General features: G+C 72.9%; 11 protein-coding genes. 5 read left to right on the top strand and 6 right to left on the bottom strand.

What is annotated here, in order from left to right; all coding sequences use genetic code 11:
- Positions 1-36: 36 nt before the first annotated feature.
- Entirely contained in the window at positions 37-675 is a 639-nt protein-coding gene (locus tag ACWCPW_RS10700; protein ID WP_449761203.1) for a thiaminase II/PqqC family protein, read from the bottom strand.
- A gap of 270 nt (positions 676-945) precedes the next feature.
- Between ACWCPW_RS10700 and ACWCPW_RS10695 the strand changes: the two genes are divergently transcribed.
- On the top strand, positions 946-1,590 hold the full coding sequence (locus ACWCPW_RS10695; RefSeq protein WP_395866125.1) for a Crp/Fnr family transcriptional regulator: 645 nt from the start codon (positions 946-948) through the stop codon (positions 1,588-1,590).
- Between the two features lie 109 nt (positions 1,591-1,699).
- On the top strand, positions 1,700-2,398 hold the full coding sequence (locus ACWCPW_RS10690) for a hypothetical protein (RefSeq protein ID WP_449761202.1): 699 nt from the start codon (positions 1,700-1,702) through the stop codon (positions 2,396-2,398).
- Positions 2,399-2,650: 252 nt separating this feature from the next.
- Here ACWCPW_RS10690 and ACWCPW_RS10685 read toward each other — a convergent pair whose 3' ends face one another.
- Both ACWCPW_RS10685 and ACWCPW_RS10680 read right to left on the bottom strand, forming a co-directional pair.
- Positions 2,651-3,328 (bottom strand): fasciclin domain-containing protein, encoded by a 678-nt coding sequence (locus ACWCPW_RS10685; RefSeq protein WP_449761201.1) that lies wholly within the window; start codon positions 3,326-3,328, stop codon positions 2,651-2,653.
- Between the two features lie 167 nt (positions 3,329-3,495).
- Positions 3,496-5,061: a molybdopterin-dependent oxidoreductase gene (locus ACWCPW_RS10680; RefSeq protein ID WP_449761200.1), complete on the bottom strand. Its 1,566-nt coding sequence runs from the start codon at positions 5,059-5,061 to the stop codon at positions 3,496-3,498.
- Positions 5,062-5,614: 553 nt separating this feature from the next.
- Between ACWCPW_RS10680 and ACWCPW_RS10675 the strand changes: the two genes are divergently transcribed.
- From ACWCPW_RS10675 to ACWCPW_RS10665, 3 genes are all read left to right on the top strand, one after another.
- On the top strand, positions 5,615-6,199 hold the full coding sequence (locus tag ACWCPW_RS10675) for a sigma-70 family RNA polymerase sigma factor (protein WP_449761199.1): 585 nt from the start codon (positions 5,615-5,617) through the stop codon (positions 6,197-6,199).
- Positions 6,196-6,939, top strand: coding sequence for an anti-sigma factor (locus ACWCPW_RS10670; RefSeq protein WP_449761198.1), 744 nt, complete (start codon positions 6,196-6,198; stop codon positions 6,937-6,939). Before ACWCPW_RS10675 ends, ACWCPW_RS10670 begins: the two co-directional genes overlap by 4 nt.
- Positions 6,940-7,221: 282 nt before the next feature.
- Positions 7,222-7,755: a F0F1 ATP synthase subunit B family protein gene (locus ACWCPW_RS10665; protein ID WP_449761197.1), complete on the top strand. Its 534-nt coding sequence runs from the start codon at positions 7,222-7,224 to the stop codon at positions 7,753-7,755.
- Between the two features lie 135 nt (positions 7,756-7,890).
- On the opposite strand, the gene recQ is transcribed toward ACWCPW_RS10665, so the two are convergent.
- The 3 genes from recQ to ACWCPW_RS10650 form a co-directional block, all read right to left on the bottom strand.
- Positions 7,891-9,996: a DNA helicase RecQ gene (gene recQ, locus ACWCPW_RS10660; RefSeq protein WP_449761196.1), complete on the bottom strand. Its 2,106-nt coding sequence runs from the start codon at positions 9,994-9,996 to the stop codon at positions 7,891-7,893.
- 145 nt (positions 9,997-10,141) lie between these two features.
- On the bottom strand, positions 10,142-11,659 hold the full coding sequence (locus tag ACWCPW_RS10655) for an aldehyde dehydrogenase (NADP(+)) (protein WP_449761195.1): 1,518 nt from the start codon (positions 11,657-11,659) through the stop codon (positions 10,142-10,144).
- Between the two features lie 212 nt (positions 11,660-11,871).
- Positions 11,872-12,927 carry a LacI family DNA-binding transcriptional regulator gene (locus tag ACWCPW_RS10650; protein WP_449761194.1) on the bottom strand — a complete coding sequence of 352 codons (1,056 nt, stop codon included), beginning with the start codon at positions 12,925-12,927 and terminating at the stop codon, positions 11,872-11,874.
- Between the last annotated feature and the right edge of the window lie 163 nt (positions 12,928-13,090).

Below are 13,090 nucleotides of genomic sequence, written 5' to 3'. Positions count from 1 at the left end.
CGGGCGCGGTGCGGTCGGCCGGCCGCGCGCGTTGTGTCAGGACGTCGGGAGGGCGTCCCAGAAGGCCAGTTCGTAGCTCTGCATCAGGCGGGCGGCGGTCTTGGCGCCCTCCTGGTCGTCGCCCGCGTCCAGTCCGGTCTGCAACAGGGTCAGCGCGGCGTCCTCGAAGCCCGGGGGCAGTTCCGCGAAGAAGCCGAAGAACGCGACCTGATCCTCGGTCAACTCGTGATGGGTGCGCAGCGCCCGTGCGAACCGCTCGCAATAGCCGCCCCAGAAGCCGAAGTTGGCCAACAGCGCGAGGGCCACCTCGGCGCGCGAGCCGAACTGGGCGAGCCAGGCCAGGTGATGCGGGTAGCCCTGGGCGGCGGCGTTCGGCGCGTACCCGAGCAGATCGGCGGCGGTCAGGCCGACCGCCTCCGCGTACGGCATCAGCAGCTGCAACGCCCGACCCTCGCCGCCGGCCAGGGCCAGGAACAGCGGCGCGGCCTCCGGGAAGCGGGCCGCGAGCAACGCGAACGAGCGCCGATCACTGAGGATGATCCGATACTCCTCGCCGGCGATCCGACGCAGTGCGTCGGCCTCCACCGGCCCGGCCTCGGCCCGGTCCACGAATCGGTTCGTGGATCCCGCGGTCAGGTCCTGTACGACCTGGGTGTAGAGCATCCGTGCGTCCATCGTGCCACCGTTCGACTCGTCGATTCCTGATCGCCGGCCTCCGCCGCGCGAGTCCTATCTCTCCCCGGGAACGGGCCGGTCCACTCCCGCCAGGGCGGCTCGGGCGGCCCGAATGGGTACACCCACCGAAGGGCCGAGCGCGCCACGCGGACGGCCCGTCAGCCGTCGGGCCGACCCCGATCCCGGCCCCGCCGGCGGGATCCGCGAACGCCTGACCAATCGGAATGCGCGTGGTTAAGCTCTGGCGGCACGGGCGACGGAGGAGCGGGTGTGGCCGAGGACGAGAGGGCGCTGCCCAAGGAACTCCGGGACGTCCTGCGCGAGTCCGGCCGGCGGTTGGGCTACGACCGCGGCGACGCGCTGTTCATGGAGGGCGACCACCCCCGTCACGTGGTGCTGATCGAGCACGGGCAGGTCAAGATCGAGCGGGCGACCTCGGACGGTTCGGCGGTCACCATCGCGGTACGCGGACCGGGCGAGCTGGTCGGTGAGCTCGCCTGCATCGACGGGCGGGGCCGGTCCGCGACCGTGGTCGCGCTGGGCCCGGTGGTGGCGGTACTGGTGCCGCTGTCCCGGTTTCGCGAACTGCTCAACACGAACGCTCCGTTGGTGTACGCGGTGTTGATCCGCACGGTGTCCCGGATCCGCGAGTCGGACCGCTGGCGGGTGGAGTACGGCGCGCTGGCCACCGGCCGCCGGGTGGCCCGGGCGTTGGCGGATCGCACCCTGGGCAGCGCCGAGGGGCCGTACGTGATCCGTACCACGCAGCAGGAACTCGCCGACGCGATCGGCATCTCGCGCGAATCCGTGGTTCGGGCGCTGCGCGTGTTGTACGAGTCCGGGCTGGTGCGGACCCGACGCGGCAGCATCGTGGTGCCCGATCCGCCCGCGTTGCGCGAATGGGCCGACGGATAACGCGTTGTGTGTCATCTGACGCGTACAACCGGCCGCCGTCGGAGTACTCCTTGAGGGGCGGGGAGCGAGGCGCGCGAGCGCACGGCGCGGTAGGCGGTAGGGGGATCTTGTGGGAGCCAAGTCGCGATACATGTCGATCCTGGTGCTCGACGTCGAGCGATTCGGCCGGCGTTCGGACGTGACGCAGGAGTGGGTGCGCGGGCGGCTGTACGAACTGCTGCACTCCGCGCTCGAATCGGCGGGCATCGCGTGGGACGCGTGCGTGGTCGAGGACCGCGGCGACGGCGCGATCCTGCTGATCCCGGCGAACGTGCCCAAGGAGGACCTGACCGATCTGTTCATCGACCGGTTGCACGCCGGGCTGCGCAACCACGACCGGCATGCCAGCGACGAGGCGCGGATCCGGCTGCGGGTGTCCCTGCACGCGGGCGATGTCGTGCAGGACATCCGCGGTTGGTCGGGCAGCGCGATCAACACCGCCTGCCGACTGGTCAACGCGGACCCGCTGCGCGAGGTGCTGGCCGCCGCCGAGCGCGCCTGTCTGGCGCTGATCGTGTCCGGTTCGTGGCACGAGGCGGTGGTCGTCCCGGAGCGTGGCGGCCTGGAGAGCGCGGCCTACGGGGAGGTGCACGTGCGAGCCAAGGAGGTCGACGAGACCGCGTGGGTGTACGTGCCCGGATATCAACGTCCACCCGCCACGGATACCGATCAACCGGTGAGCCCGCCCAAGACGCGGAAGACGACTGTCCGGCGCGGGGGGCTGGACAGGGGCTTCAGTTTCGACGGCGAGGTCAGCCGACCTCGGTGACGTGGTGGGTGGAGACGCACTCGGGGCGCCGGGTCGTGCGGGCCGACCGATGGGGGCGGTTCCGACCGGCGCTCGGCGGCCGGTGCCCGCGGACCTGGGAGGGAGAGGCCCGGGGGCACTCGGCACGCCGACGGGCGGTCGTGTCCCCACGCGCGGGGACGCGACCGCCGGTCGGTCATCACCGCCCGGCCGGGCCGGGCGTGCCGGTTGCGCCGGGCGGGTCCGGCGGGCGTGGCAGGCCCGGCGGGCCGGTCAGGAGGCGGGCGGCATCAGCACGGTGTCGACGAGGTACACGGTCGCGTTGCCGGTCTGCACGTTGCCGCAGACCACCTTCGAGGCGCCGTTGACGGTGTAGGTCTCGCCCGAGCCCTTGGTGGTGAGCGACTGCTTCTCCAGCGTCTCGAACGAGCCGTTGTTCAGCTCGGCGGGCGCGAGCCGCCGGCCGACGACGTGGTAGGTCAGGATCTCGGTGAGCATCGCCTTGTCGGCCAGAACCTTGTCCAGGGTCTCCTTGGGGAGCTTGGCGAACGCGTCGTTGGTCGGCGCGAACACGGTGATGTTCCGCGCGGTGTTGAGGGTGTCCACCAGCCCGGCCGTCTGAACGGCGGTCACCAGGGTGGACAACACCGGGTTGTGCGACGCGGCGGTGGCGACCGGGTCCATGGCCATGCCGGTGAAGCTGCCCGCGCCGGTGGCGGGTACCGCCGAACACGCGCTGCCGAACGGCGCCGAGGCCGGGCTCGGGCCACCGGGCGCGCCGGCGGCCGACGAGGGGGAACCGGCCGACGAGGGCGCCGCGGCCGGCGCGGAGGTCTCCGTCTTCTTGGCCGAGTCGTCCTTGTCGTCGCTGCCGCACGCGGCCAGCGGAATCGCGAGCGCGGCCACGGTCGCGACGGCGGCGATGGTGCGGGGAAGACGGATGTTGCTCATCAGGGGCTTCCTTCTTGAGGCGTGGGGCGTGGGGCGTGGGGCGTGAGGCGTGAGGCGTGAGGCGTGAGGCGTGAGGCGTGAGGCGTCGATGCGTGAGGCATGACGCGTGAAAGGTGAGAAGCGGGGCGCCGGGCTCGGGCGCCGGGCTTGCAGCTCGGGGCGGTTGGTCAGGCGACGGTGACCACCACCGAATGCCGGCCGGTGGCGCCGTCCGGCACCGTGCCGACCCGCTTGTCGGTCTGTACGGCGCCGCCGCCGTCGGTGGCGCGGACCTCGATCCGGTGCGAGCCCGCCGTGGTCGGCGTCCACTCCCACATCCACTGGCACCAGGTGTCGGTGCTCGGCACCTCGGCGAGCCGGGCGGGTTGCCACGGGCCGCCGTCCACGCCGACCTCGACGGCGGACACGCCCCGGTGTTGGGCCCACGCGATGCCCGCGACCGGCACCGGTGTGCCGACCCGAAGGCGGGCGAACGGCTTCGGGGTGTCGATCCGCGACTGGGTCTTGATCGGCGCCTCCCGCGACCACGTGCGCTTGACCCAGTAGGCGTCGTACGCGGCGAACGTGGTCAGTTCGAGGTCCTCGAGCCACTTGCACGCGGACACGTAGCCGTACAGCCCGGGCACCACCATCCGGACCGGATAGCCGTGTTCGAACGGCAGCGGTTCGCCGTTCATGCCGATCGCGAGCAGCGCGTCCCGCCCGTCCATCGCGACCTCGACAGGCGTCCCGAGGGTCATTCCGTCGGTGGAACGGGAGACGAGTTGATCGGCGGGGCCGCCGCGCGAGGGCGGCCGTACGCCCGCTTCCCGAAGCAGGTCCGCGAGTCGTACGCCGATCCACCGAGCCGTGCCCGTGTATGGGCCGCCGACCTCGTTCGACACACAGGTCAGGGTGATGTCGCGCTCGATCAGCGGGCGCCGGAGCAGGTCGTGGTAGGAGAAGGTCAAGGGCGTACGCACGCCCTTGCCGTGAATTCGCAGCGACCAGTTCTCCACGTTCACCCGCGGCACCACGAGAGCGGTGTCCACTCGATAGAAGTCCGCGTTGGCGGTGGTGAACGAGGACAGGCCGGGCAACCGCAGATCCGTGCCGGGCGACAGCGGCGGGGCCGGTTCGGCGGGCGGGGGCAGTCGGATCCGGTCGCGGAACGCGGCGATCGAGGCCCGCTTTCGGTCGCCGACGATCCGGCCGGCGGTGCCGGACACCGCGGCGCCCAGGGCCACCGCGCCGGCGGTGATCAGGAAGGCCCGGCGGTCGAACGCGCGATCCTCCGCACGCGCCCGGACCACCGGTTCGGTCAGCCGGCACAGCGCGGCCGCCCCGGCGACCCCGCCGAGCAGGGACGGCACGGTGTCCGCGAGACCGGCGCCGGCCCGGTGGTAGGCGGCGAACGCGCCGAGCAGCCCGAAGGCGAACACGGCCGCCATCGCCGTGCGACGCAGTCGCAGCGACAACACGCCGAGACCGAGCGCGATCAGCGCGAGGATCACCAGGATCCCGCATTGCAGTACCGACTTGTCGCTGTCGCCGAATTCCCGGACGGCCCAGTCCTTGACCGCCGGGGGAGTGCGGTCGACGACCGCTCCCCCGACGGCCGGAAGGGGACCCGCCTCGGGCCGGACGAACGCGGCGCCCAGTCCGGCGACGGCCAGCGCCGCGCCGGCGGACAGCAGTCCGCTCAGCGCGCCCGCTCCGGCCCGCGTCCATCGGTGAGTTCTGATTCCCTTCACGTCGGGCCATTCGCGGCCGACGGTCGTGCGGATTGGTCGTTCACCGCATCGGGTCGGGCCGACCCGATCGAGGGGCCCGGGTGGATCGGGACCGACCCCCGTCGATCGGAAATCGACCGGCGCGGGCACCAATCCGTTCGACGTTCGGCACCGAATATGGGGCGGACGCCGGTGTGACGCGGTTCGATCCGAGCCTCACCCGGTGCCGGACGGACGCGTGGTTCGGGAGTGCTCGGGCACCCCCGCCCCGCGCGACGTCCTCGGGCCGGCGCGAGGGGGAGTGGGACATGGGCGATCGGTACGGGCACCGCCGCCGGGGCGGGTGCGGGGCCGCGGGCGGATCCGGGCTCGGGGCCGGCAGCGACAGTGGCACCGCCGCCGGCGCCGGGCGTGGCGGCGGGAGGCATGGCCTCGGGATCCGCGGCCTCGGGGTCCATGGCGTCGGGGTCCGTGGCGTCGAGATGCGCGGATTCGGGATGCCCGGCTCCGGGTTGTGCGGTTACGCGGCGCGGGTCGTCGGGGGCCCTGGTGTCGGGATGTGTGGTGAGGACGGGTGAGGACCGCCGTGCACATCGCCTCGTCGGGTGGTCGCGGGCCGACCCTGGAGGATCGGCTCGCGAGTGTGGCGCAGGGGGATCAGGAGGCCTTCGCGGTCGTGTACGACGCGGTGATCGGCGCGGTGCTCGGGGTCGCGCGCCGGGTGGTCCGCGATCCCGCGCAATCGGAGGAGGTGGCGCAGGAGGTGTTGCTCGACGTGTGGCGCACCGCCGCCCGCTTCCGGCCCGACAAGGGCAGCGCGATGGCCTGGATCCTGACCATGGCGCACCGCCGCGCGGTCGATCGGGTGCGCTCGGCCCAGGCGGCCACCGATCGCGAACAACGCACCGCGGTACGCGACCACACGCCCGAGTACGACCAGGTGACCGAGGAGGTCGAGGCCCGACTCGAACGCGAGCAGGTGCGGCGTTGCCTGCGCACCCTGACCGAGCTGCAGCGGCAGTCGGTGACCCTGGCGTACTACCGAGGCTGTACCCATCGTGAGGTGGCCGGCCTCCTGGACGTGCCGTTGGGCACGATCAAGACCCGCCTGCGGGACGGCCTGATCCGCCTGCGCGACTGCCTGGGAGTGGGCACATGACCCCCGCCGACCTGCACACGATGACCGGGGCGTACGCCGTGCACGCCCTCGATGAGGACGAACAGCGGGAATTCGAGCAGCACTTGACCGTATGCCCGGCCTGCGCGCAGGAGGTTCGGGAGTTTCGGGAGACCGCCGCGCGGCTGGCCTCGGCGGTTGCCGAGACGCCGTCCGCGGAACTCAGGCGGCGGGTGCTGGACGGCATTGTGACCGTACGTCAACTGCCGCCCGAGGTGCCCGTGCGACCGCCGGTCGTGGGGACCGCGCCGCGTCGGGTCCGGCGCTTCACGGCATTCGTGCTCGCCGCGTGCCTGGCCGCGCTCGGCGCGCTCGGCGGTGTCGCGATCGACCAGTACCGGGACGCCCGCGAGGCCGAGCGCGCGGTGAGTTCGGAGCGCGAGCGCGGTGCGCGGATCGAGGCGGTGCTCGCCGCGCCGGACGCGGTCCAGGCGTCGGCGCCGGTGGCCGGCGGCGGTACGGCGCGGGTGATCGTGTCCCGCGCGCTCGACCGGACGGTGCTGCTGATGTCCGGCCTGCCGACGTTGCCGGACGCGCGGGTGTATCAGGGCTGGTACAACGACAACGGCCGCATGCGTTCGATCGGGGTGATCCGGCCCGGTACGGCGTTGCTCGCGCCGGCGGTCGAGCGGGCGTCGGGGGTCGGGGTCACGGTGGAGCCGCCGGGCGGATCGGCGGAGCCGAGCGGGGAGCCGATCGTGCTGCTGGACTTTCCGGCGTGACGGGCGCGATGGGGTCGGCCTTGCTCTCGCCGAGCGCGAAGGACGCGGGGCGGGGCGGGCGTGATGGCCGGGTCGGAGATGATGGATGTGACGGCTATGACGGGTGTGACGGCCGGGTCGCGTCGGGTTCGCCGCGGTGATCCGGCGAACCGATTCCGCGGGCCGTGCGCGGGCCGCGGGCCGGCCCGGCGGCTGCGCGGCGGAGCTCGGCGAACACTGGGAGTGGTCGCGGGGGTGATCGGAACTTGATTTGTTCTCGGCCGTGTTCGAGGATTTCCAGTCATGGGACCTCTCAAGCCGGATATCGCCGAACTGATCTTTGGATTCATCACCTTTGTCCTGGTCTTCGCGGTGTTGGCGAAGATCCTGCTGCCGCGCATCGCGGACACGATCGCCAAGCGGCACAAGGCGCTCGAAGGCGGTTTCGATCGGGCGGCGGAGCTCCAGGCGGAGAGTGAGGCCGCGCTGGCCGAACTGCGCGCGCAGATTGTCGAGACCCGCAAGGAGGCCGCGCTGGTCCGGCAGCAGGCTTCCGAGGAGGGGGCCCGGCTGATCGCCGAGGCGCGCGCCGAGGGGCAGCGGATCAAGGACGAGCTGGTCACCTCCGGCCACGAGCGGCTGGACGCGGACATCGCGCTGGCGAGTGCGTCGCTGCACGCGGAGCTGGGCCTGATCGGCACGGAGCTGGCGGGCAAGGTGCTCGGCGAGCCGGTCGGCACGCTGGTGGCCGACAGCGACGTGATCGAGCGCTTCCTGGCGGAGCTGGCCGCGCTGGACGCGGAGCAGGGCGGCGACGGTTCGGCGCACAAGGGCTGACCGAACGGCTTCGAGAGTGGCCGGCCCGGGGATCGACTCCCGGGGCCGGCCACTTTCGCGTTCGGGGGCTTCGGTCCGAGCGGCGTCGGGCCGGGTCGGGGCGGGCTCGCGCCCGCCCCGACCCGGCCCGATCGGTCAGCCTCGGTAGTCCGGGTCCGGCTCGAACTCCGGGTAGTACTCCGGCTCCGGTTCGAAGTCCGGCTCGTAGTCGTTCTGGTAGTCGGGCTGGTAGTCCGGCAGCGGTTCGCGGATCAGCTCGGGCACCGGTTCCCGGGTGAGTTCGGCGGCAGGCGCGGGCGCGGGCGCCGGCCTGGACGCGGCCGAGGGCGCGGGTGCGGGTGCGGGTGCCGGTACGGAAGCGGGCGCCGGCGCGGCGCCGGCCGCCGTGGAGCCGGCCAGCGTGTCCAGGATCGGCTGACCGTACTTGGCCAGCTTGTTCTCGCCGATGCCGCTGATCGTGCCCAGCTCGGCCAGGGTGCTCGGCCGGGTGCCGGCGATCTCGCGCAGCGTCGCGTCGTGGAAGATCACGTACGCCGGCACGCCTTGCTCCTTCGCGGTGGCCGCGCGCCACGCGCGCAGTTCCTCGAAGATCGGCGCGGCCTCCGCGGGCAGCTCGACCGGCGCGGCCTTGCCCTTGCCGCCCTTGGCCGCCTTGTCGGCCTTCGCCGCGCGGGCGGGCCGCTCCGGCTCCCGGCGCAGCATCACCTCGCGCCGTCGGCCGAGCACCTCCTCGCTCTCCTCGGTGAGCACGAGCGCGTTGTACGAGGGCTCGACGGCGATCAGCTTCATCGCGAGCAACTGCCGTACCACGCTCATCCATTCGGTCCGGCCCAATTCGGTGCCGATGCCGAAGACGCGCAGCGTGTCGTGGTCGAACTGGATCACCTTGGCCGTCTTGGCGCCGAGCAGGATGTCCACGATCTGGCCCGCGCCGAACTTCTGCCCGCGCCGCTCGTGCTTGAGCCGCCACACTGTCGACAACACCTTCTGTGCCGCGATCGTGCCGTCCCAGGACGCCGGCGGCGACAGGCACGTGTCGCAGTTGCCGCACGCGGTGCTCTGCTGGCCGAAGTAGGCGAGCAGGCGCACCCGTCGGCACTCCACCGTCTCGCACAGCGCCAACATCGCGTCCAGGTGTGTGCCGAGCCGGCGGCGGTGGGCCAGGTCGCCCTCCGAGCCGTCGATCATCTTGCGCTGCTGCACCACGTCCTGGAGGCCGTACGCCAGCCACGCGGTGGACGGCAGCCCGTCGCGACCGGCGCGGCCGGTCTCCTGGTAGTAGCCCTCGACCGATTTGGGCAGGTCCAGGTGCGCGACGAAGCGCACGTCGGGCTTGTCGATGCCCATCCCGAAGGCGATGGTGGCGACCATCACCATGCCGTCCTCGCGCAGGAACCGGGACTGGTTGGCGGCGCGCACCCGCGAATCCAGGCCCGCGTGATACGGCAGCGCCTCGATGCCGTTGTCGACCAGGAACGCGGCGGTCTTCTCCACCGAGGCCCGGGACAGGCAGTACACGATGCCCGCGTCGCCGGCGTGCTCGGCGCGCAGCAGGTCGAGTAGCTGCTTCTGCGGCTTGTCCTTGTGCACGATCCGGTACTGGATGTTGGGCCGGTCGAAGCTGGCCACGAAGTGCCGGGCCTGGCGCAGGTTCAGCCGCGAGGCGATCTCGGCGTGGGTGGCCTCGGTCGCGGTCGCGGTGAGCGCGACGCGGGGCACGTCCGGCCAACGCTCGTGGAGCTGGGAGAGGGTGAGGTAGTCGGGCCGGAAGTCGTGGCCCCACTGCGCCACGCAGTGTGCCTCGTCGATCGCGAACAGCGAGACGGTGCCCCGGTCCAGCAGCCGCAGGGTGGCGTCGACCTTCAGCCGCTCCGGCGCGAGGTAGAGCAGGTCCAGCTCGCCGGCCAGGAACTCCGACTCGACCATGCGCCGCTCGTCCGGGTTCTGCGTCGAGTTGAGGAACCCGGCGCGCACTCCCAGCGCGGTGAGCGCGTCCACCTGGTCCTGCATGAGCGCGATCAGCGGCGAGATCACCACCCCGACACCTTTTCGCACCAGTGCGGGGATCTGGTAGCAGAGCGACTTCCCGCCGCCGGTCGGCATCAGGACGAGCGCGTCGCCGCCCTGGATCACGTGGTCGATGATCTCCTGCTGACTCCCGCGAAACGAGTCGTAACCGAAGACGCGATGCAGAACCTGCAGCGCTTCGCTGATCTGGGGACCGTCGTCGAGCGCTGTCATCCGAGCAGTCTAAGAGCTGTCGGTGACACCCGAGGCCGCTGTGTGGACAACGCCGTCCGCCGCGCGCACGACGCGGCCCATCGCCCACCCACACGCGGCCCCGGTCGCCTTTCGGTCCGCTCCCGGGCCCGGCGCCGCCGCGGGTTCAGGGCTGGGTCACTCGCGGCACACCCAGCGGGTTGGCGTCGCGCAGTTCCGGAGGCAGCAGGGCGTCGGGCCAGTCCTGGTAGGCGGTCGGCACCAACCAGCGCTCCAGCGCGGTGCCGCCGACCGAGGTGTGCGCCGGCGCGGTGGTGGCGGGCCAGGGACCGCCGTGGTGCATCGCCCAGCACACCGCGACGCCGGTGGGCCAGCCGTTGTGGATCAGCCGGCCGACGCGGGGACGCAGCGCGGCGCCGACCCGGGCGGCGAGCGGGTGCTCGGCCTCGACGGCGTGCACCGAGCCGGTGAGGCTGCCCGGAAGGCGGTCCAGCGCGGCGAGCAGGGCGTCCTCGTCGGTGTAGGTGACCACCAGGCCGGCCGGGCCGAAGGTCTCCTCGGTCAGCTCGGCCGCGTGCGCGAGGAATTCGGCGAGGTCGGCGTGCCAGACCACCGGCGCCACCGCCCAGGCGCCCTCGGCGGCGGTGCCTCGGGCCAGCTCGCGGCCCGCGCGCGCCGAGGTGCCGCCCTCGTACGCGTCGCGGATCCGGGCGGACAACATCGGGCCGCCGGTCGTGGTGCGGGCCCGCGTGGCGATGGCGTCCAGGAGCTTGGTGTCCTCGGGCACGAACAGCAGCCCGGGGTTCGTGCAGAACTGTCCGGTGCCCAGGGTGAGCGAGCCGAGGTAGCCGGCGGCGAGGTCCTCGGTGCGTTCGGCCGCGGCTCCGGGCAGCACCACGACCGGGTTGACGCTGCCCAGTTCGCCGAAGAACGGGATCGGGTCGGGACGGCCCGAGGCCAGGTCGAACAGGGCCCGCCCGCCCGCGAGGGAGCCGGTGAAGCCGACGGCGGCGATCCCGGGGTGGGTGACCAGCGGGCCGCCCGCGGCGCGACCGGCGACCAGGCCGAGCAGGTCGGCGGACGCGCCGGCGGCGGTCAGCGCGGTACGCACCACGCGGGCGACCGCGAGCGACGTGGCCGGGTGCGCTTCGTGGACCTTGACCACCACGGGGCAGCCGGCCGCCCACGCGGACGCGGTGTCGCCGCCGGCGACGGAGAACGCGAACGGGAAGTTGCTCGCGGCGAACACCGCGACCACGCCGATCGGGTGCAGCATGCGACGTACGTCGGGCCTTGCGAGCGCCGGATCGGCCGGGCTGAGCACCGCGCCCACATGCGTGCCGGCGCGGAGGAGGCCGGCGAACATCCGCAGTTGGCCCGAGGTACGGCCGACCTCGCCGGTGAGCCGCGGCTCGCCCAGCGCGGTCTCCGCGTCCGCGACGGCGACCAGTTCGGCGCGCGCCGCGTCGAGCGCGTCGGCGACGGCCTCCAGCACCTCGGCCCGCTCGGCGCCGGAGCGCGCGGCCCACGCCGGCGCGGCCGCCTTCGCCGCGGCGACGGCACGCTCGACATCGGCGTCGGTGCCGGCGGGCAGCGGCTCACCGACCGGCGCCCCGGTGCGCGGGCTGTACCCCTGCACGGCTGTCGGCGCGGCGGCGGTGGGAGTCGGGGTCGACTCGATCACGGCGTTTCCTCCGGGTCGGACGAACGAAGGCCCGAGGGGTGGTCGGGCTTGGTGCGGTCTCGACGCCGCGCGGCCCTGCTCGGGCGGCCCTGCTCGGGCGGCCCGGGCGGCGGCCATCCGGCGGAGCCGGCCAAAGCGGCCGACGAAGGCCGAACTCGGCATCGGGGCAATGGGTTTGCCGACGGGGCAGCGGTTTTGCCGCCCCGGTCCCACTACCCATGATCCCCGCTTCGCCGCGACGTGTCCCGGACTTCGAGCCGGGTCGGGACGACGCGGCCGGTCGGGGTCGGGTCGCCGAATTCCAGCGCCCTGATCAGCAACTCGACGCCCGCGGCCGCGATTTCGGCCGGGCGCAGGCTGAGCGTGGTGATCGGCGGGTCGGTCTGGGCGGCGGTCGGGTCGTCGCTGACGCAGACGATCAGCAGGTCCTGCGGGACGTTCAGGCCGCGGGCCCGGACGGTCTCCAGGATCAGCGGCGGACTCGCCTCGGTGAGGACGAAGAGCGCGTCGGGGCGGTCGGATCGAGCCAGCATGTGGTCGATCGCGGCACGCGTGGCCTGGTTGCCCGGACGCCGGGTCAGCTCCACGAGGGGAGCGAACCCCCGTTCCGCGCACCACGCGTGATACACCGTCAGAGCCTGTTCGTAGAACAACGACGTGGAGTGTGCGCCCACCACGCCGATCCGCCGCGCGCCGCCCGCCGCCAGGTGATCGAGGACGCCGCGGACGGCGGCCTCGTGGTCGATGTCCACCCAGTGCGCGCCGGCCGTGCCCTCCAGGCGGCGGTCCGACAGGACCGGGATCCGGGCCGCCAGGAAGTCCTCGACCAAGGGGTCCTCGGCGAGGGGATCGGCCACCACCGCCGCGTCCAGCGGCAGGTCCGCCCACTCGTCCCGGGCCGTGTGGGTGGGCAGCAGGACCAGCGCGTACCCGTGGGCGAGCGCGGCCTGCGCGGTGGCGCTGGTGAGTTGGGCGAAGTAGGGCGACTCCATGTACGACCACGGTGTCTCCACGTACTCGCGCACCGCGTACCCGATCAGCCGGGCGTGCCCCGCGCGCAACAGGCGGGCGGTCGCGTTCGGCCGATAGCCCAGTCGGCGTGCGGTCTCCTGAGCGTGCAGCCGGACCGCGTCGGAGAGCCGGCCGGTGCCGTTCAGGGCGGCCGAGACGGTGGTCTTGGACAGCCCCGCCTCACGGGCCACGTCGACGAGGCGGACCCGGGGTACGGGCGCGGGACGCTTGCCGCCGCCAAGCGGTGGAGTGCTCATGACGCCCCATGCTGCCGGCTGCCGAGCCCTGAGTCACGCTCGCGTTACAGCGCCATGACCTTCAGAAAACCGTTCCCGCAAACCCTTGTGCGGGAACGTTCCCGCATCAATACTCCACAGAACTCCAGCGCCCCGCTACCCCCTGGAAAGAGGTGGGTTCTCT

This window comes from Embleya sp. NPDC001921, assembly GCF_053594475.1.
This window is presented reverse-complemented; position numbering and strand designations above follow the sequence as displayed.